Origin of the sequence: Vibrio sp. 1751 (assembly GCF_033339895.1) — a bacterium.
GTDB classification, from domain to species: domain Bacteria; phylum Pseudomonadota; class Gammaproteobacteria; order Enterobacterales; family Vibrionaceae; genus Vibrio; species Vibrio alginolyticus.
This window is the reverse complement of sequence record NZ_JAWOVM010000024.1, coordinates 1-20,144: the sequence shown is the minus strand read 5'-3', so window position 1 is coordinate 20,144 and position 20,144 is coordinate 1. Positions and strand designations below refer to the sequence as shown.

Below are 20,144 nucleotides of genomic sequence, written 5' to 3'. Positions count from 1 at the left end.
TTTCTAATTATACCTCTTCCGTTGATAGAGTGAGCGTCAAAGAGGGGAGATTCTTATGACACTAACAGTTTGGTTATCACTTTTTACCGTGTGTTTATTAGGGGCTATGTCACCAGGTCCCAGTTTAGCTATTGTCGCTAAGCACTCGTTGGCTGGTGGACGTATCAATGGATTAGCTACGGCTTGGGCTCATGCGTTTGGCATTGGTATATATGCGTTTATTACCTTGATTGGTCTCGCTGTTGTTTTGCAGCAAAGCCCGATGCTGTTCAAGACGATTAGCCTTGTGGGTGCGGCATATCTTGCGTATTTAGGGTTTAATGCTTTGCGTTCAAAAGGTGGTGTGGCTGCGAAGTTGGAGTCAGGTGAGGAGACAACGGTAATCCAGTCTGCGCGAGAAGGCTTTTTTATCTCGATTTTAAGTCCCAAAATTGCTTTGTTTTTTATCGCATTATTCAGTCAGTTTGTCGCGCTCGGTAATGATTTGAGTAATCAGATGATCATTGTTGCCACGCCGTTTGTTGTGGATGGGCTTTGGTACACCTTTATTACCCTAGTGCTATCGAGCTCTAAAGTCGTTGACAGAATTCGCTCTAAGGCAGTGTTGATTGATCGTTTGTCAGGGGTAGTACTCATGCTGCTGGCTCTTAGAGTGGTCGTAACGGTATAGACAAGCTCGCAAGACAGAAATACTAAAAGCAGCCCGTGTGGCTGCTTTTTTGTCTACTCTCAGTAAACCTTACACAATTTACGTAACTCTGACGCTAAACGTTGCTAAAATTAATATTATCAATAGTGTTACTTTGGTTCATATTCTCATTTGCTGTGAAAGCTACTTTCCAACGCATTGTTATAATGAGAACGATAGCCACTTAACGTTAATACTAACAGTGTCGCATATTAAGTCGAGAGTGCTTTATTGGATAAAAACGGACTTTCCTCTTACTTACCCTATGAAAGGGGTAGAGACTCCATGACCGTTAGAAGGTGAGAGCAATATGCAAAGAATAGTAGATTTAGCTCCAGTAGTAATTTTGACCAGTGTTTGCAGCGTTGCTTGGATATTCTTTTCAACAAAGAGCATTTGGGTGTTTTTTGAACTGTTTGTATTTACGATGCTTGGCTTTGGCCTTTTGTACGGGTTACTACAAAAGGCTGATCCTAAACACTTTGACTTTGTTTTAAACCACATCGATGAAATTAAGAAGGAAGGCAAAGATGCTTGCCTAAGCGGCGCTCCGAAAGAATCCAACCCATACTCTGGTGTCGATGGTGATTTATGGGAGGCTGGTTACACAGCCTCCTACAACAAAAAGATAAAGCAATAAACCGCTAGGTGCTTATTCAATATTGTGCTTTTCAAAAAAGCACCCTGCCATTTTAAGGACAGGGTGAAAGCAAGAAGTTTCTCTGGAGCGGTTGGGGGAGAGAAACTCATCTAAATCTTATTTACTTACCGGCGAACCTCTTCAAATTCACCTTCAATCGCATCTGCTTTACCTGTATTAAACTCATACTCTTCGTGCATTTCTCTCTGCATTTTCTTGACGCGCTTTTCAATACGTTTACCGGTAATTAATGCTGCGATGGTCAACGGAATCGCAATGATCAAGCTAAATACTAACGTAAAAAAGCCGGTAATCAGTGCTAGTGCAGTTACAATAATCCGATTCATAATCATGACCTCTCTGTAATTTATGTGCTCAGATTAATGCTGTGAACATGAACAAAACATGAATGCTGACGTTCACTTTGTCCGGAGAGTGTCAAATGAATGAAACGAAAAAACGCCTGAGGGTGATCAGGCGTATAAACGGGGAAAAATATTAGTAATGCGCATGGCGCTTATTATTTAGAACAAATATGAGATATTGTCCGCTACGCTATGTGGTTAACGTTGTGGAGCAAAGTTCACCTATCGAGGGAATGTTTGGTAACGAACACCCATCATTTGTTCCATACAGTGCACAACTTGGCAGCTGTAACCGAATTCGTTGTCGTACCAGATGTAAAGTACACAACGCTTGTCTTGTGCGATAGTCGCTTGACCATCTACGACTCCTGCATGACGAGAACCAACTAAGTCAGTTGATACAATTTCTGTTGAATCGGTGTAGTCAATCTGTGCCGAAAGCTCAGAGTTCAACGCCATTTCACGCAAGTAATCGTTCAGTGAATCACGGTCTACGTCTTCACCTAAGTTTAGATTAGCGACTGCCATAGAAACGTTTGGTGTCGGTACGCGAATCGCGTTGCCTGTTAGCTTGCCTGCAAGCTCTGGCAATGCTTTAGCAACTGCTTTTGCCGCACCTGTTGAAGTCAGAACCATGTTTAGTGAAGCACTACGTCCGCGACGGTCACCAGAGTGGAAGTTGTCGATCAAATTTTGGTCGTTTGTGTATGAGTGCACGGTTTCAATATGGCCAGAAAGAACACCATATTTATCGTTCAGAGCCTTAAGGACTGGCGTGATTGCATTTGTTGTACAGCTTGCCGCAGAGATGATGGTGTCATCTTCTTTAATTACCGACTCATTTACACCGAATACAACGTTTTTGATGTCACCTTTACCTGGTGCTGTTAGCAGTACTTTCTCTGCGCCTTTACACGCTAAGTGTTGGCTCAGGCCTTCAGAATCACGCCAAACACCTGTGTTATCAACAACTAGCGCGTTATTGATACCGAAAGCTGAGTAATCCACTTCGCTTGGGTTATTTGCGTAGATGATTTGGATGTAGTTGCCGTTAACGATCAGTGCTTTACGCTCTTCATCGATAACAATGCTACCGTTGAACTGACCGTGAACTGAGTCACGACGCAACAAGCTAGCACGCTTTTCCAAATCGCCTTTTTTACCGCCACGAACTACAATCGCACGTAGTCTTAGTGGGTAACCTGGACCACTTTTCTCAATGAGAAGGCGAGTAAGTAGTCGACCAATGCGACCGAACCCGTAAAGAACCACATCACGCGCTTTCAATGAAGAATCTGCGTCGCGAGCGCCATCAAGTGCAGTGATAAGGAAATCGTTTAGAGAGCTTGTATCGTCATGTTCATTCCAGTACATAGTTGCCAATTGGCCAACATCGACACGGCATGAAGAAATGCTCATTTCACAAAGCGCTTGAATAATAGGCATCGTGTGCTCAAGCGAAAGTGGGTTACCGGTATAACGTCTTGCAACGCGATGAGTTTTGAGAATGTCTATAGTAGTAGCATTAATAAGCGTTTTACCAAACAGAACCACTTCGATTCCTTTTTGACGATATAGCTTACCAATTAGAGGGGAAATAGATTCAGCAATCGTTTGGCTAGTTTGCCAGTCTTGGAGATATTTCTCTGGACTCATTGTTGTATTAGACCTTTCACGTTTTGGGGGCTAACCATACTCTCTGCTGTTGCCTCTTCGGCAGCGTGCAAGAGTGTGGTGGGTTATGTAATCGGGTTGTAATAGTTATGTGTGCGGATTCTAAGGTCGGAATCCTTATTCTGCTAGGAAAATTAAATCCAGTGTAAAACACTACTTAAGGGGACGTTAGTGGTGGATTAATGTGACTAAAGCAGTGGTTTTCACGTATTGACATTTAGAAAGTAACTTACTTTTTTTGCGATGATAACGTTTGCTTTCAAATTAGTTTTGTTGACAAAAATGGATATTTTGCATTTTTGTGTGATTTGACTCGATAAGGCAACTCAATAGGTAAACATACAATAGATGATTTCCTGAAAAGTGAGGCGACTCTTAGTTGTGAGTGAAACTTTATTGTTTGCATCCAACTTTAAGATCAAAAAATATGACTTGAATCACAATTGCCACTTCATTAGCCGATGATAAAACACTCACAATAACCATAATCTAGGTAGGTGAATGTTGTTTGAAAGTAACAATGTCGTATATGCCTTTCAATGCAGGAAACTAGTCTAATATTAAATAAACGGATGAAATCAACCATTAGGCTGATGGATGTTGAGATTATCAATAAAAACACGCTTAGCACTCCTCGCACTATTACCCGCTGTGGTAATAGTGGTGTTTGCAGTTCAGCAGTTTTCTGATAATGCGTTGCGCGTGAGCCGTCTCAATCAAACGGTTAGCAATATTCAAGGTTTTCAATTGATATCCAAGGCCTCCCACTTTATTTACTCCATAGAGAAAGTACGCCGACAGCCTGATCTTCAAGTCTCTGCAGCCATTAATATTGAAGAACAAGGTGAAGTTATTTCTTCTTTGCATCAAAAGTTTGTGAGTAACCCTAATACTGCTGAGTATGCTGATGACCTGAAAGAAGCCATGCTGGGGGTATTGTCAGGTAGATTGAGTGAGATGGACGACCTGGGTGATTGGGCATTTCAACAGCTCCAAAATATGTCGCGCTCTTTGTTGCAAAATCATCAATGGTATGGCAGTGACGATGGCATTCGCATGCAAAATTTTATTGCCTACCTTGCTCAGCTCTCTTTTTGGACACAGAAAGAAGCTTGGCTGACGAACCGTTTAGTCCAAGACCCTAAGAGTCGGCTAAGTCAAAGTATGTTTTATCAGGCGATTGACCGACAGCAGCAAAATTTGGATGCGTTTTTAAACTTAGGTGGGTCATACGAGCAAGTGGATAAATTGCTTGGCTTGTTTACTTCGCCGAGATATCAGAGAAACTTGGCGTCTCGCGGACAATTAATGTCAGGAGACATGTCACAAAGTGACTACGCCGCGTATTTAAAAGAACTCGATTTTCGTGTGCAGCGCTTACAAGTGCTCATTGATGGGTTCACCAAACAAACTGAGCAGTCGCTTCTCACGCAGGTTCATGAACAAAAGGCCAATATAGCGATGATCAGTTTTGGCGTCGCCTTAGTGGTTATCCTGCTTTGTTGGCTCGGATTTAGTACTTGGTTCCGAGTTAACAGCAAACTCGATGCGATCATTCATACTTTAAACGCGTTGATCAACTCCGAAGAGAAGCAAACAAAAGTCAAAGTTGATGGAAGTGATGAACTGACCATTTTTGCTCAGCAAGTGAATCGAGTGGTTGAAGAAATGCAGAGACAAACTGAAGAAATACTGCATGCAAAAGAGTCAGCAGTATCGGCTAATCGTGCAAAATCTGTGTTTCTTGCCAACATGTCACATGAAATACGCACGCCCCTTAACGGGATCATGGGCATGACAGAAATACTCTCTCAAAGTGAGTTGTCTTCGCATCAACAAGAAGTTGTTGATGACATTGACTCCTCATCTCAAACACTGCTTACTTTACTTAACGATATATTGGATCTCTCTAAAATCGAGTCTGGACGATTGGAGCTGTCACTAATAGAAGCGGATATCCGAGAAGTCGTGTATCAGTCGATGATTTTATTCCAATCCAAAGCAACATCTAAACAGCTAAAGTTAGGTATTAATTTAGCTGAAAATATCCCCATTCGCGTTATGGTCGATGATCATCGTGTCAAACAGGTAGTTACGAATCTGGTATCGAATGCGGTTAAGTTTACCGAAAGTGGGCATGTATGCGTTGATGTTAGTTATGAAGAGTTACTTGAGAAAGAACGTGGAGTGCTGACGTTTAAAGTAGAAGATACCGGAATAGGCATTGATCAAGATAAGTTAACCACGATTTTTGAACCCTTTACTCAGGAAGATGAAGGAGTGTCGAGGCAATTTGGCGGTACAGGGTTGGGTTTGGCAATTTGTTGTCAGCTTGTGTCGATGATGGGGGGCAAGCTCGTAGCAACATCTACAAAAGGAGTGGGCACATGCTTTGAATTCTCGATTGAGGTTGAAGCAATTCCGGTGTTTGGCTGGCGTTCGGAGGTGATTAATAAAGGGCTTTTGATCTGCTCAAATTACGACTACGCCGACCAAATATTAAAAGAGTGTCGCTTAGCGAAAATCAATCTCTTTGGCGTTAATAATGTGAATGAAGTGCAAGCGATAAATGATGACTTTGATGTCATATTTCTGTGCCACAGTAACGACGCTAATACCGATGAAGTCTTGGATAATCTATCATTTAATTACGATCTTCGCCGTGTGATTATTTGCCAGCATCATTTATCCACTCCCTACGAAAATGCAGAAAAAGTACATGCCGTACTCACATTACCTTTCCTTGGCAATCGATTTAAGCATGTCATTGATGATTTAGCTAAGGTTGAAAAGACTATATCAAGTGACAATGTCACCAATAATGTTGTCAGCTCTGAATATCGAGCGTCGCGCTCTCATCGGAGGATCTTAATTGCGGAGGATAATTTGATGAACCAGAAAATAGCGAGTTTTTTTCTGGATAAAGCAGGTTATGACTATTTGATAACAAGCAACGGCCAAGAAGCGTTAGAAGCCATCACAAAGGGAGAAGAATTCGATGCAATTTTAATGGACTGCATGATGCCCGTGATGGATGGACTGACCGCGACGAAAGAAATTCGTCGTTGGGAAAAGAAAGCAGGACGTGAAAAAACGATGATTATCGCACTCACTGCGAGTGTTTTGGAAGAAGACATCCACAACTGTTTTGCGGCAGGCATGGATGCTTATTTACCTAAGCCGTATAAATCGAACCAGTTATTTGAGCTCTTTAGTGAATTAAAACTCGCCTAGCTAACATTTCAACTTAGACAAGGCGTCAAAACGATAAAGCCCCACTTCAGGGGCTTAGTTCTGATTATTCATTGTTGTGCGTTGGCTTGAGCGCCTGCGAGTTTGCGTATGGTTTGGCGATAGGTTAGGTATGCGGAAACACCAGCTAACAGGTTGCCGATACAAGCGCCTAAGAGTAAACCTCGGATTCCATCCATTTGAGCGCCAACCCACAAGCACGGTAGGAAAAAGACAAACAAGCGCAGCGCTGAAATAGTGAGCGCGGTGTAAGATTTGCCTAATGCATTACAAAGAGAAACCATTAGCATACAAACCCCTAATGAACCCAAACTGATCGGCACTATCAGTAAATGCATTTCCAAGACTTGCTCCACTTGCACATCACTTGTCATCAATAATGCGAGTGGGTTTGCGACGGCAAATGTAATGGCAGCAATCAAAAGTTGGAAACCTAGAATGAATTTTACGGCAATACTGACGAGCCTTTGGATATCTTCATAGTTCTTTGCTCCAAGTAAGCGTCCAACCATTGGAGGCATAGACATTGTCAGCGCCAAGACCGAAACGATAGCAAAGAACTCATAGCGTGAACCAAGCGCCCAAGCGGCGACTGCTGCGGTTCCAAAGCTTGCCAATAATTTTGTTGCTAGCATGGAAGACAACGGTGGCAGCAGTTGGCTAATCATCGCAGGGCCCATAATGTTACCGATAGATGCAACACTTTTGGCTACGTTAAGATCTTGCCATTGTGTCGTTGCCCAGTGATTCTTTTTCACGCGAGGAGCGACGACTAAAATACCAAACCCAAAAGCGACGATGGTTGCTATTGCCGCTCCGTTAATACCCAAGTCAAACGTGAAAATAAATAGCGGGTCGAGCACAAGGTTCACGCCGCTGGTTATCATCATCATTGTGCCAGGTAACATTGTATTGCCATTAGCTCGGCAGATACTGTAATAAAAATACAAAACCGCACCAGTCCATGAGCTTAATAACCACCAAGGCCAGTAACTGTCGATTATCGGCATAACAGATTCTGGAGCGCTTAATAGAGCTAAAATGGGGTAGCGCAAAAGCCAAATTAGCCCGCCAAAAATAGCGACACCAATTGAGCCGATCATCAATACCAATCCGCCAAGTTGTTTGGCATACCGACTTTCATTCGCCCCAAGAGCTTTAGAAATGACCGCTGTCGTTGCGATCCCTAGACCGACTTGAATACCGATAATGACCATTTGCAAAGGCAGAGTGAAACCTTGAGCGGCTAACGGTAAAACGCCGAGCTGACCGATAAACGCACTATCCACAAGCTGAAAGCTCATTAAAGACAGAACGCCAAATAGCATTGGCCAGGTCATCGTAAATAATTGTTTTGCAAGCGTTGGTTGTGTACTTGTCGTAGTTGAAGACATAGAAAGCTGAATGCGTTAGGAATAAGAGTTAGATTGATTGTACACGGCGGTTAGTTTAGAGACAAAAATAAACCCCGAGGAAGATATTCTTGCTCGGGGTTCGAAAATCTAGCTTACGCGTTTATTTTTTGCCGCTAGTTTGCTTGTCTTCTTCAGTCAGCTCACGAATGCGACGGCTGATGTCACGACGTGCTTTAGAGATCTCAGCGCTTTTAATGATGTGGTCATCAACACGATCTTCATAGTCTGCTTTCATATTTTTGATGATTGCGACGATTTCATCGTGAGTCATTTCTGGTTTGATGTAGTCTAGAAGGTTTTCTAGAAGATCAACACGTTTACGGTTATCACGAACTTTCTTCTCGTTATCAAGAAGCTCACGTTTTAGTTTGTTTTTACGACGAGCTTGGTTAACGATTTCAAATACGCTACTCATAGTTCTCTTTCCTAATTTTATGAATATCTTCCTCGATTAAAGCACAACATCCAGTGGCATAACAGTCTTTAGATCAATAGCAATGCAGAGTTGAACATTTCTCAACCAATTGCGCTGTGTCCATATAATCGTGCTGCTTTCTTCGAGTTTTGGCCAACATCGTAGAATCCATCGATTCATTGTCATAACGTGGCCTTCACTATATTATCAACACCATTGAATGCAAAATGATGAACTTGATATGGACTCTGGTAACACTGCGGAGCAAGTAAATAGTCAAGATAATGAGCAAGTCACTCGCTCTGTGGCTGAAAAGTTAAAAACGGCGTATATCAACGCTCGCGAGCAACTCGAAATCATCGAAGTTGAGCTTAATCGTTCAAAAATAATGATGGTCGACCAAGATGGCAATTTGACGAGAGTGCCGATTCTCTCGGAGCATTGATACCTGACCCTATTCGTAAGGGGTGTCAGGTCTTACGCTATGCTTTAGCCTGACACCAACACCTGAACCGCTAACGCTTCTTGCACTGCTGTGTGAATTTATGGCGTATGATTTCGAAGCGATTTAGGTACAAAGTCAAATGCAAAAATAATAAGGAAATGCATTATGAAAGTTGAGCTAACGGCAATTGAAGCACGAGTTATTGGTTGCTTGATCGAAAAAGAAGTCACTACCCCAGATCTTTACCCCCTCAGCCTGAACGCATTAACCAACGCGTGTAATCAAAAAAGCAACCGTGATCCCGTGATGTCACTCTCAGAGTCAGACGTACTCGATGCCGTTGATGCTCTTATTGAGCGCAGGCTCGTCAGTGACGAAAGTGCGTTCAACAGCCGCGTCAGCAAGTATCAACACCGTTTCTGTAATACGGAATTTGGTGATTTAAAGCTGACAGAGCAGGAGAAGGGCATTGTATGCTGTATGCTTTTGCGCGGTGCTCAAACGCCTGGGGAAATTCGTACTCGTACTAATCGTCTCGCGACATTTCATGATGTAAAAGAAGTGGAAACGGTTCTTGAGCATTTAGCAAGTGAAGAGAAAGGACCATTAGTGGTCAAATTACCACGTGAGGCTGGTAAGCGGGAGTCGCGTTATATGCATTTGTTCTGTGGTGATGTTGATGCGTCCGAACTTGCAGCGCCTGTGTCTGCTGCAAGCTCGAGCTCCGATCGAGTAAGTCAGCTAGAGCTCGAAGTCGCTCAGCTTAAAGAAGAGCTGGATGAATTAAAAGCTAAGGTTGAGTTACTGCTTTCATGATGGAAAATACAACGCAGCGTTGGAGTGTCTACCTGATACGAAATAACCGCAACGCGTTGTATTGTGGTGTTACCAATGATGTTGAACGAAGATTCAATCAGCACCAAACCGGAAAAGGAGCTAAAGCTTTGAAGGGAAAAGGCCCTTTGATATTGGAATGGTCATCGGATTTTGAGTCAAAGACGCTTGCCATGCGAGCAGAGTACTATATTAAGCAACTAACTAAAGCGAAAAAAGAGCTGCTCGTTATGTCAAAAGCAAATATTGTCGTCGACGAACATCAACAAATGATGTTAGAGATAGTGGCACTCTGATAAGCCCTTGCTACGCAAAGATACACGGAAACCGCCTATGTCACATTGGCGGTTTCTTTTTGTTTTTGGAGTACCATGTAGGAATAAACTGACGCATAATGGGCTGGTGTTCTGTTTAAAGGGCCTGAATATGAAAAGCGCGAAATGTCTCTACGTTATCGAGACAAAGGAAGCGACTCAATGTACTTTCATTTGCATCCACTCAGACCAAGAACTAATTTACTATTGAAACAGGCACTAAGAGGAAGGTAGATTACAAGAGTATAGGATGACTCGGCTAGGTAATGAATAGAGCTGAATTAGGCTCATAAAAAAGCTAAAAGAGCAGTAGATGAAAAAAGCGTTAGTATTCTCCCTGATTTCAATGGCCGCTTTTGCGCCGAATGTGCAGGCCACCCAAGTTCTTAATGGGTATTGGGCATATCAAGAGTTTTTAGACCAGTTTCCACAACAGAAGCAGTTAACTAGTGCGTTGGCTGAAGTGGTAAGAGAAACCCCTGTACCCGTAGCAAAAGACAAAAAGCGTCCACTGAAAATTTCTGTTGTTTATCCAGGGCAGCAGATCTCTGATTATTGGATTCGAAACATCGATGCGTTTGAAAAACGCCTAGATAAGCTTGATATCGACTATCAACTAAATCAAGTGTTTACTCGTCCTAATGCAGATATAAAGCAGCAAAGTTTGTCTTTAATGGAGGCGCTGAAAAGCAACTCCGATTACTTGATCTTTACTCTAGATACCACAAGACATCGTAAGTTTGTTGAGCATGTCTTAGATTCAAAGAAAACCAAGTTAATTTTACAAAATATCACCACACCTGTTAGGGATTGGGAACATCATCAGCCGTTTCTTTATGTTGGTTTCGACCACGCAGAAGGAAGTCGTGAATTGGCCGTTGAGTTTGGCAAGCGTTTCCCTAAACATAGCCACTATAGTGTTCTCTACTTCTCAGAGGGCTACATTAGTGACATCAGAGGCAACACTTTTATCAACCAAGTGAACCGCGATAATCAATTTGAACTACAATCTGCTTACTACACCAAAGCAACAAAGCAATCTGGGTATGAAGCTGCAAAAGCCAGTTTGGAGAAGTATCCGGACGTTGACTTCATTTACGCGTGTTCTACCGATGTAGCATTAGGTGCTGTTGACGCTCTTAAAGAGTTAGGTCGTGATGATGTCATGATCAATGGTTGGGGCGGCGGTTCAGCAGAGTTAGAGGCGCTTTCTAAAGGGGAGTTAGACGTTACCGTTATGCGTATGAACGATGATACAGGTATTGCAATGGCTGAGGCCATTAAGTGGGATTTAGAAGGAAAGCCAGTTCCCACCGTTTACTCTGGTGATTTTGAAGTCGTTACCAAATCGGACTCTCCAGAAAGAATTGAAGCATTAAGAAAACGTGCATTTAGATACTCAGATAATTGATGACAACTACATCAAAAACAAGAAAGCGTCGCTCACTGTCGACGCTTATTACCAAAATAATTATTCTCGTACTTGCTCCGATCATTCTAGGCATCTTTGTTCAGAGTTATTACTTCTCGAAGCAGATTATTTGGCAGGAAGTCGACCGAACCAAGCAGCAGACCTCTGCCCTGATCCTGAACATTTTTGATAGCCATTTTGCAGCGATTCAGATTCATCACAACAGCAATTCGAAAAGTGATGTTGTATTGGATTTTTATACAGAACGTGATGAAGAGGCACTCAATTACTTTTTCATGAGTATTGACCAGAGTGATCCTTCCCATACACCGGAGTTTCGTTTCCTAACCGATCATCAAGGTATTATTTGGGACGATGGCAACGCGCATTTCTATGGCATCAACAACCTGATACTTAGCCGACTTGCCAGTCAAGTGACCTTTAGCAACAACTGGTATTATCTACCCTCACAGACCCCGATGGGAACTCGCCATCTGTTACTTCGTCGCGTACCCGTTTTACAACCTAAAACCGGTGAAGTGATGGGGTACTCTTACAATGTTGTTGTTTTAGATAATAACTTTGGGTTGATGGAAAGGTTAAAAAATGAAGGCAACGTCGACAATGTTGTGTTGGTCGCTAACAACACACCATTGGCAAGTTCATTAGTAGGAGATGAGGCTTATCAAATATTTGACGTACTCAAACGACGAGAGTCCCAGCACAAGCTTGACCAATTATTGATCATCAAAACCCCTATTGAGGTAAATGCCGCCGAGACTGACTTGTGCTTGCTTACTGTGCAAGACAATCAGAGCGTGGTGACATTGCAAATCCAACACCTGCTAGCAATGCTAGCCTCAGTTATCGGTATGGTCATGATTGCGCTAATGACTAAAGAATGGATCGAGAATCGAGTAGTTGAAGAGTTAGGATCCCTGATGGCATATACCCGCTCGGCTCGTGAAGAAAAAGGATTTGAGCGTTTTGAGGGGTCAGATATTGAGGAATTCGATCATATTGGTTCGACACTAGAAAACACTTTTGAAGAGCTTGAAGCACAAAAGCGGTCTTTCCGCGACCTGTTTAACTTTGCGTTATCACCTATTATGGTGTGGTCTGAATCGGGTGTACTTGTCCAAATCAATCCGGCAGCACGCAAAGAGTTAGTCATGGAAAACGATGTTGAAACCATGCACCCAGTGTTCAAAGGTTTCAAAGAAAAGTTGATGCCACACCTTCGCATGGCGGCTCAGGGAGCTACGTTGACAGGCGTTAATGTGCCAATTGGAGACAAAGTATATCGCTGGAACTTATCGCCGATTCGAGTTGATGGAGATATTAGCGGTATTATTGTTCAAGGTCAGGATATAACCACGCTTATTGAGGCGGAAAAACAGAGTAACTTGGCGCGCAAAGAAGCAGAAAAATCTGCTCAAGCCCGTGCCGACTTTCTGGCTAAAATGAGCCATGAGATCCGAACGCCAATCAATGGAATTTTAGGGGTTGCTCAATTGCTAAAAGACTCTGTGGAAACAGAAGAGCAGAATAACCAAATTGACGTACTTCGGCATAGTGGTGAGCACTTACTTGCTGTTTTGAATGATATTTTGGACTTTTCGAAGATTGAGCAGGGTAAGTTTAATATCCAAAAGCACCCGTTTTCTTTCACTGATACAATTCGAACGTTAGAAAACATTTATCGTCCTATTTGTGAAAGTAAAGGCGTCAACCTTGTCATTGAAAACAAAATAGATCCCAATGTTGAAATCTTTACTGACCAAGTTCGTCTGAACCAAATTTTATTCAACCTAGTCAGTAATTCTGTGAAGTTTACGCCCTCGGGTAGCGTGCGCTTGCATGCGGAACTGGAGCAGTTCTATGGTGCTGACAATAGCGTGCTGGTCGTGGAAATTATGGATACAGGTATCGGCATCGAGTCTGACAAACTCGACCAAATGTTCGAACCTTTTGTTCAAGAAGAAGCAACAACGACTCGAGAATACGGTGGTAGTGGCTTAGGGCTGACCATTGTGAAGAGCCTTGTCGACATGCTGGAAGGTGATGTTCAAGTCCGCAGTCAGAAAGGTTTAGGAACGACTTTTGTCATTACAATGCCAGTGAAAGATCGTGAGCGAGTACTCACCCCTCTTGATTCGAGTTTGCGAGTTAAGCCAGGTGAACTATTTGCAGAGAGTCTCAAAGTGTTGTTGGTAGAGGATAACCATACTAACGCATTCATTCTAAAAGCGTTTTGTAACAAGTACAAAATGCAGGTTGATTGGGCGAAAGATGGGTTAGAAGCAATGGAATTCTTAAAAGATCATACTTACGATTTGATACTGATGGACAACCAACTTCCGCATCTTGGTGGAATTGAAACGACCAAAGAGATCCGACAAAAGCTAAAACTAGGCACGCCAATTTATGCGTGTACTGCTGACACCGCGAAAGAAACCAGTGACGCCTTTATGGAATCGGGTGCAAATTACGTGCTTCTCAAGCCGATTAAAGAAAATGCGCTCCATGAAGCATTTGTGGATTTTAAACAGCGGTTCTTAGTCGAGCGAACATGAATAATTGGCTCACTACGAGATAACCCAATTATTCATTATCTGAAAAGCACAACACCATGACTGTGGGTTGTGCTTTTTTGTATCTGACCCTTTTACTCTTATACAAATCAGACTTTATTGGTCTCGACGTTTGTTGTGTACATCGCTGCATTTCAAGTTCAAACATAGTGTTGTGTTACTTAGATTTCTGCCCCTTCACTGACACACCCAACGTGATTTCAATCACAAAAAGATATTTACTTAGCGTGCTAACTATTTTATATTACTTAGCACGCTAAGTAATTGAGTAGATCTTATGATTCAAGACATCAACAGTTTGCGAGACCTTTCTCTGGCTGAAAAATTATCTCGTGTTGCTCGTTTGTGGAAAATGGTTGCAGATCGCGAGTTAGAGCCTTTAAACCTAACGTATCCGCGTTGGACTGCGTTATGGAAGCTTTATCGAATGGGTGACAACATCAGTCAGAAGCATTTGGCTGAAGCGCTTGAGATCGAGTTAGCGTCGTTGATGCGAACATTAAAATTATTAGAAGAGCAATCTCTGATCGTTCGCCATTGCTGTGAACACGATAAGCGAGCACGTATTGTTAGCCTCACAGAAGAGGGGAAAACCCTACTAAAGCAAATGGAGGCTCGAATTCTTCAAGTTCGAAGCAAGCTCCTAACGGACATCAACGACCAGGAACTTCAGCAGCTTTCATTGATTCTTGATCAGATTGCTCACAATGCGCTTGATTCACTTAGCGAATAAGTCAGAAAACCGAATAAAAAGAGAAGTAAACGCCTATGACTCCAGATCAAAAATTCGCACGTTGGATCAAATATTCTTGCGTCGCGTTTGTCCTTGTCTTTGCCTATTTTCTAGTTGCAGATCTCGCCATGCCGTTGACGCCTCAGGCAATGGCAACGCGTGTGGTAACTAAAGTGGCCCCCCGTGTGAGTGGGCAGATTACGCATCTTTATGTTGCCAACAACCAAGAAATAAGCCAAGGCGATCTACTATTTCAGATTGATCCCCAGCCTTATCAGCTCGCCGTAGAAAAGGCTCAACTTAACCTTGAGCGTGTGATTCAAAACAACGAACAACTTGATGCTTCTATTGCTGCGGCAAAAGCAGACGTTGAAGCGAGCAAAATCGTGGCGGAACAAAAAGTTCGCGAAGCAAAACGTCTTAATACCCTGTTTCACCGTAATGGTACTTCGCAACAGCAGCGCGATGACGCACAGAGCAGTGCAACGGCAGCTAAAGCGAACTTACTGGCCGCACGTGCTCGTTTAAAAGAGTTGGAAGTAAACCGCGGTGATTTAGGCGCGACGAATGTGAATATCCGCGTAGCGCAAAACCAGCTAAAACAAGCGGAACTTAATCTGTCTTACACTCAAGTCTCGGCGGAACATGATGGCGTTGTCGCTAACTTGCAGCTGGAGACGGGGGCCTATGCGGCAGCTGGTACACCTCTTGTCGCTTTAGTCTCCGATGACGTGGATATCATTGCCGACTTTCGTGAAAAGAGTTTACGACACTTTAATCAGAACAGCCGTGCGTTAGTGGCTTTTGATAGCTTGCCTGGTGATGTATTTGAAGCTCGTATTACGAGTGTGGATGCCGGGGTCAGCTCGGGTCAATTCGATGCGGATGGTCGCTTAGCAACACCAACTGACTCAAACCGTTGGGTGAGAGACGCGCAGCGCTTACGTTTACATTTAGCTATCGATGAACCTCAGCAGCGCGCATTTCCAGCAGGGGCACGAGCAACCGTGCAGTTGTTGCCAGAAAACGCATTATCTGGCTGGTTAGCGAGGTGCCAGATCCAATTCTTGAGTCTTCTTCATTATATTTATTAACGAGGAGGCGATATGAAGTTATGGGACCACCCCATGTCGGAAAACGACTTCCGTCAGTGTTTGCGCATTGCAACTGGTGCGACCATTGGTTTCACTTTATGTAAAGTATTTGGTTGGAACTATGGCGTATTCTTTACTGTAACCCCGATGCTGTTACTTGGAATGGTGCCAGTCATGAGTCTACATGCCGCACGACAACTGATTTTTTCAGCGGTTGTGTGTGGATTAGAAGTTGGTGTTCTTGGTGGGTTATTTGGTGGGCACCCTGGCATGATGACAATCATTGCATTCGGGTTGTTTCTGTATAAATTCGCCTGTATGTCAAAAGGGAGCTTATTCTTATTTGGAGCGAACAGCGTACTGAGCTTAAGCATCATGCTGCATTTTGCGAGTTATCCAACCACTGACTTAAATGACCTAATATTTAGCAATCTGCAAGCGAATGTTATTTCAGTGATCGTTGCTTATGTGGTGACATTTTTGATTCCCGATGCGGAACCTCGTCAGCCACCAGCGAAACCGTCGCAGCCTAAACAGAGTCATCGCATGCGTCATGAAGCCCTTATGGGGGCGAGTATCGCTACAATGTCTTTCCTTGTATTCCAGCTATTTGACCTCAGTGACTCTATGTCTGCTCAGGCGACAACCTTGCTTTTATTGTTTCCTATGCATTGGAACGGTGCTTTAGGGTATGCGCGAAAAAGAGCAATGGGGACCTTGATGGGGGTGACCTTTGGTATTGTCGGACAACTTGTATTATACGATTGGTCGGATACCTTATTGTTTATCGTCCCATTGCTTTGGATTGGTGCGATGATGTTCAGCTATATGCACGTGAAAGAGTCTAGCGGTTCGGGAGCCGGATTTGGCGGCTTAACCACATTAGGCATTTTGTTCAGCCAATATCTTACTCCGGATGGTGACTTAATGTTCAGTGCGCTGTATCGCGTGAGCAGTATTTTGTTTGCTATTGTTGCGACGCTGCTTGTGACCTATACGGTTCACAGAATACTCAACAGCTTTGAGGCGACGCGCTTTAGCGAGCAGTAAGTTCAGACGTTACTGGTTAGAAAGGATTGCTCCAGTAACTCTGTTTTTAGTTCGTGAGTCATCGCAATGGGACTGGCAAACTTAATTCCAACTACCCATCCCTTCACCAATTTCTTAATGTTGGCAATGACACATCGATTTTCTTCTCCGATATAGTGGCTTAACGGGCATTCGATGGTAACACTCTCACCCACGTTGAATTCGGGCTCAATCAAGGTTGATATACCAACACCTGCTAGAGAAAAATCGATAAGGCTACCGTCGTAGACATTCCCTGCATGAATAACGTTACAGTCCATTTGCAACTTGTAACGCTCATGTTCCCGAACTGGTTTGGTTGCAAATGTTCCTGGAATGCGGATAAACAAAAGGGGGGATGGTCGAACGGTCGTCGTCAGCACGCTGGACTTAAACGCAATGACATGGCCTAACTCCGTATCTGATACTCCACGCACGATGACATCGGCGTTGGGGAGTTTCCTCATCACTTGCTCTTCAAGCAAACGCATTGGTATATCAAGAATCAAATAAGCATTTTCTTTCATCCCAAGATAGGTGGTGGAATACGTATATTGATCCTTAGGCCCAAATTCGAAATTAGTAGAAAGTTTCATTCCCGGTTTGAGAAACCTATGCAGTTCATCTTTAGTATGAGTGGCTGGCATCACATTGGCGTTTTAATTTTTAGTTAAGCTGAGGCTATCAAAACGCCATTTTGTTATTCAAGATAGTAAGGCATAAGTTTTTGTAAAATCATCGCTATCTGTGAAGTGGTGGGCGATAAGTTTGGTTCATTCCACCTTTCATAAAGATTTGGCTTGCCACAATACTGCCGCATGTGACCAACATCAGCGCTAACCAAGTGAGAGAATCTGGTTGTTCACCAAAAATTGGAACGGCAAGAAGTGTCGCGACGACTGGAGTTAATGAACCAAAAGCTGCGCTGGCTTCGGCACCGATGATCCTAATTGCATAAATGAAAGTGAAAGAAGCGATTAAACCTGCGCCAACACCTTGTAGCATCGCGTGGCCAAATAACTCCTCCCATGGCCACTGGCTGAACGGTGTTACCACCAAATAACTGTCTACCCACCCGAAACCAACGGCGATGATGAGCAGAGCCAAAGACGCGATTGCAACGAATCCTGCACAGACGTGTGCATTAAGATTGGCGACACGAGCGCTGATGGTGAAAGCAGCCCACATGATGCTGCCAGTTAGAAACAGGATATGCCCTTGTAATTGAGACCAGTTGTACTCTGCGCCGCTATTAGAAAGAAGGAATACGAAAATCCCTAACAACACCGTAGAAAGCCCGATTAAGCGGTGAGCACTCAGCGACTGTTGATAACAAAGTACCGCGATAGCAGAAACAAACAATGGCAAAGTGCCAGGTACTAATGCACTGCCGTGCGCCACGGGAGCGAAATGCATAGCCGTTCCGACGACCAGAAGATAGGGAAGGCCGCTTCCAACCACAACACCAACCAGGTAGCGTTTAGGCACTACGCGCAGCGACTGTTTATGCTTAATCACAAATGGTAATAAAATTATACTTGGGATGAGAAAGCGAACTAACGCGATATCGGCTGGCTGCAAGGCAGAAATTGCGCCCCCTTTTAAAGAAATAAAGAAACCAGACCAAAGCAGTAAGGTCGTTAATATAGCTGCGTATCCCAAGATCATTATCGACATGTCCATTTGTAAATGATGTGTTAATTGTTGAATAAAACTCTTGCCAAAGGGAGGCAAAGTTTGACGTAATTAGGCTTGATGTTGGTGATAAATTGCGTATAAGTGTTAATTGTTGGTGATTAAAGGCACGGAAGAATAAATGGATAAAATTGACAGGCAACTTATCAACCTAATGCAGAAGGATGCCACTCTGACAACTGCAGAACTTGCTGACCAAGTAGGGCTATCGGCATCACCTTGTGCAAGGCGCATTAAGCGTTTGGAGCAGGAAGGTGTAATTAGTGGTTATCGAGCTATTGTGTCCAGAGACACTGTAGGCATCGCGATGACTGTATTTGTTGAAGTGAGTTTAAATAACCACCAAGCTTCTTCGATTGATGAGTTTGAACATGCCGTTGTTGAGATGGATGAAGTGATCTCATGCCATGTCGTATCAGGGGCCTATGATTATCTGTTAGAGGTGGTCAGTAAAGATCTCGCTGGTTATGAAACATTTACTAGAAAGTTACAGCGATTAGAAAATGTGAAAGATATTCATACCCACCTAGCGATTAGACAAGTGAAAGGAAATGGCAGTTTGCCGATTTATGCATAAGAAAGATGAAATTTTTCGATAGACTTAAGATTGCCCACTATCATCGAAAGCGATATAGACAGTTTGGTAAAGACAGGGCCCGAACTCTGGGATGGGCAGATAAGTATAGTCAGATCAGCCGTTTTGAGGCGTTGTGCCGAGGGTTAACGTTAGACGGTTCAAGTATTTTAGATATTGGGTGCGGCTACGGAGACTTGTTAGCGTTTATCGAACTTACGGGGGGGCTTCCTCAAAGCTATATTGGCATTGATCAGCAAAAACAGTTTATCTCTGAAGCCAGAAAACGAGATTTTCGTACGCAAAGTAAGTTTATATGTGGCGACTTTTCAACGTTGGTATTGCCTCGTTGCGACTTTGTTTTTGCTTCCGGATCATTGAACTATCAATCCACCAACCCAAATCATACCATTGAAATGATTGATAAAATGTACCGAGCGACAGAGAAAGGTTGTGTGTTTAACTTGTTGGATGAATCCAAACTACCCAGCATGAAAATGTTAGCGTCGCACAATAAAGAAGGTGTCTTTCGCTATTGTCGGTTGCTGTGTCCGAATACACGATTGATTGAGGGGTACTCCGAGCACGACTTTACGATTGCCATGATCAAAAAAGCGAAGTCCGTTTCCTGACTCCGCCTTATAAATTCTTAAGCCTTATTGGTTTTTGTATTGTGAGATTTCACAGTTACCTGTGTATCTATCAACCTTGAATGAGAACGCGGCTGAATGGTATTCCCTCCCATCACTCCATATTGTTTCTCCGAAGATTTTACACAGATCCAAATCACTGATTGAACCGAACTCTTTTACGTGCCTAACTACTGACAAAAACTTGGCTTTGGTAGCATTAGGACATTCCCTGTTACTTAATCGATTGATAACCATGTTTGTAGCATCATCTCCAGCCAAATGTGACTTTTTATTAAATTTT

The 20,144-nt window shown here is 43.2% G+C and carries 20 protein-coding genes; 13 read left to right on the top strand and 7 right to left on the bottom strand.

From position 1 onward, the window contains the following. Window positions 1-55: 55 nt before the first annotated feature. On the top strand, window positions 56-670 hold the full coding sequence (locus R7041_RS10365; RefSeq protein WP_005373611.1) for a LysE family translocator: 615 nt from the start codon (window positions 56-58) through the stop codon (window positions 668-670). 328 nt (window positions 671-998) lie between these two features. Then, complete coding sequence (locus R7041_RS10360; protein ID WP_005373609.1) at window positions 999-1,328, top strand: hypothetical protein; 330 nt, start codon at window positions 999-1,001, stop codon at window positions 1,326-1,328. Between the two features lie 125 nt (window positions 1,329-1,453). Here the strand turns inward: R7041_RS10360 and R7041_RS10355 are convergent, their stop codons facing one another. Both R7041_RS10355 and R7041_RS10350 read right to left on the bottom strand, forming a co-directional pair. Then, window positions 1,454-1,675: a hypothetical protein gene (locus R7041_RS10355; protein ID WP_005373607.1), complete on the bottom strand. Its 222-nt coding sequence runs from the start codon at window positions 1,673-1,675 to the stop codon at window positions 1,454-1,456. Window positions 1,676-1,915: 240 nt separating this feature from the next. Further along, window positions 1,916-3,349, bottom strand: a complete 1,434-nt coding sequence (locus R7041_RS10350) for a glyceraldehyde-3-phosphate dehydrogenase (protein WP_025767937.1) — start codon at window positions 3,347-3,349, stop codon at window positions 1,916-1,918. A gap of 615 nt (window positions 3,350-3,964) precedes the next feature. Here R7041_RS10350 and R7041_RS10345 point away from each other — a divergent pair. Further along, a complete protein-coding gene (locus R7041_RS10345) occupies window positions 3,965-6,601 on the top strand; it encodes an ATP-binding protein (RefSeq protein WP_064369364.1) in 2,637 nt (878 codons plus the stop codon). 68 nt (window positions 6,602-6,669) lie between these two features. Here R7041_RS10345 and R7041_RS10340 read toward each other — a convergent pair whose 3' ends face one another. Continuing rightward, complete coding sequence (locus R7041_RS10340; RefSeq protein WP_025767935.1) at window positions 6,670-8,013, bottom strand: MATE family efflux transporter; 1,344 nt, start codon at window positions 8,011-8,013, stop codon at window positions 6,670-6,672. A 121-nt stretch (window positions 8,014-8,134) separates the two neighbouring features. Next, window positions 8,135-8,449, bottom strand: coding sequence for a DUF496 family protein (locus R7041_RS10335; RefSeq protein WP_005373603.1), 315 nt, complete (start codon window positions 8,447-8,449; stop codon window positions 8,135-8,137). A 241-nt stretch (window positions 8,450-8,690) separates the two neighbouring features. Between R7041_RS10335 and R7041_RS10330 the strand changes: the two genes are divergently transcribed. From R7041_RS10330 to R7041_RS10295, 8 genes are all read left to right on the top strand, one after another. Next, entirely contained in the window at window positions 8,691-8,894 is a 204-nt protein-coding gene (locus tag R7041_RS10330; protein ID WP_031777159.1) for a hypothetical protein, read from the top strand. A 165-nt stretch (window positions 8,895-9,059) separates the two neighbouring features. Continuing rightward, the gene (locus R7041_RS10325) at window positions 9,060-9,710 is read left to right on the top strand and encodes a YceH family protein (RefSeq protein ID WP_054577764.1); all 651 of its coding nucleotides are present in this window, start codon (window positions 9,060-9,062) and stop codon (window positions 9,708-9,710) included. Further along, on the top strand, window positions 9,707-10,024 hold the full coding sequence (locus R7041_RS10320) for a GIY-YIG nuclease family protein (protein WP_053349265.1): 318 nt from the start codon (window positions 9,707-9,709) through the stop codon (window positions 10,022-10,024). The genes R7041_RS10325 and R7041_RS10320 overlap by 4 nt, the downstream gene beginning before the upstream one ends. A gap of 331 nt (window positions 10,025-10,355) precedes the next feature. Then, window positions 10,356-11,453, top strand: a complete 1,098-nt coding sequence (locus R7041_RS10315; RefSeq protein WP_005385634.1) for an autoinducer 2-binding periplasmic protein LuxP — start codon at window positions 10,356-10,358, stop codon at window positions 11,451-11,453. Next, complete coding sequence (gene luxQ, locus R7041_RS10310; RefSeq protein WP_064369363.1) at window positions 11,453-14,029, top strand: quorum-sensing autoinducer 2 sensor kinase/phosphatase LuxQ; 2,577 nt, start codon at window positions 11,453-11,455, stop codon at window positions 14,027-14,029. Before R7041_RS10315 ends, luxQ begins: the two co-directional genes overlap by 1 nt. 295 nt (window positions 14,030-14,324) lie before the next feature. Continuing rightward, window positions 14,325-14,780 (top strand): transcriptional regulator SlyA, encoded by a 456-nt coding sequence (slyA, locus tag R7041_RS10305; protein WP_017635177.1) that lies wholly within the window; start codon window positions 14,325-14,327, stop codon window positions 14,778-14,780. A 35-nt stretch (window positions 14,781-14,815) separates the two neighbouring features. After that, a complete protein-coding gene (locus R7041_RS10300; protein ID WP_005373588.1) occupies window positions 14,816-15,874 on the top strand; it encodes an HlyD family secretion protein in 1,059 nt (352 codons plus the stop codon). Window positions 15,875-15,886: 12 nt separating this feature from the next. After that, window positions 15,887-16,924, top strand: a complete 1,038-nt coding sequence (locus tag R7041_RS10295) for a DUF2955 domain-containing protein (protein WP_258512304.1) — start codon at window positions 15,887-15,889, stop codon at window positions 16,922-16,924. A 2-nt stretch (window positions 16,925-16,926) separates the two neighbouring features. On the opposite strand, the gene R7041_RS10290 is transcribed toward R7041_RS10295, so the two are convergent. Then, complete coding sequence (locus R7041_RS10290) at window positions 16,927-17,589, bottom strand: flagellar brake protein (protein ID WP_064369362.1); 663 nt, start codon at window positions 17,587-17,589, stop codon at window positions 16,927-16,929. 94 nt (window positions 17,590-17,683) lie between these two features. Next, complete coding sequence (locus tag R7041_RS10285) at window positions 17,684-18,610, bottom strand: DMT family transporter (RefSeq protein ID WP_053307237.1); 927 nt, start codon at window positions 18,608-18,610, stop codon at window positions 17,684-17,686. A gap of 148 nt (window positions 18,611-18,758) precedes the next feature. On the opposite strand from R7041_RS10285, the gene R7041_RS10280 reads away from it, so the two are divergent. Further along, window positions 18,759-19,214 carry an Lrp/AsnC family transcriptional regulator gene (locus R7041_RS10280; RefSeq protein ID WP_005373581.1) on the top strand — a complete coding sequence of 152 codons (456 nt, stop codon included), beginning with the start codon at window positions 18,759-18,761 and terminating at the stop codon, window positions 19,212-19,214. A 5-nt stretch (window positions 19,215-19,219) separates the two neighbouring features. Then, the gene (locus R7041_RS10275; RefSeq protein WP_054576117.1) at window positions 19,220-19,843 is read left to right on the top strand and encodes a class I SAM-dependent methyltransferase; all 624 of its coding nucleotides are present in this window, start codon (window positions 19,220-19,222) and stop codon (window positions 19,841-19,843) included. Window positions 19,844-19,867: 24 nt separating this feature from the next. Here R7041_RS10275 and R7041_RS10270 read toward each other — a convergent pair whose 3' ends face one another. Next, window positions 19,868-20,098 (bottom strand): hypothetical protein, encoded by a 231-nt coding sequence (locus R7041_RS10270; RefSeq protein WP_080276950.1) that lies wholly within the window; start codon window positions 20,096-20,098, stop codon window positions 19,868-19,870. Window positions 20,099-20,144 lie beyond the last annotated feature (46 nt).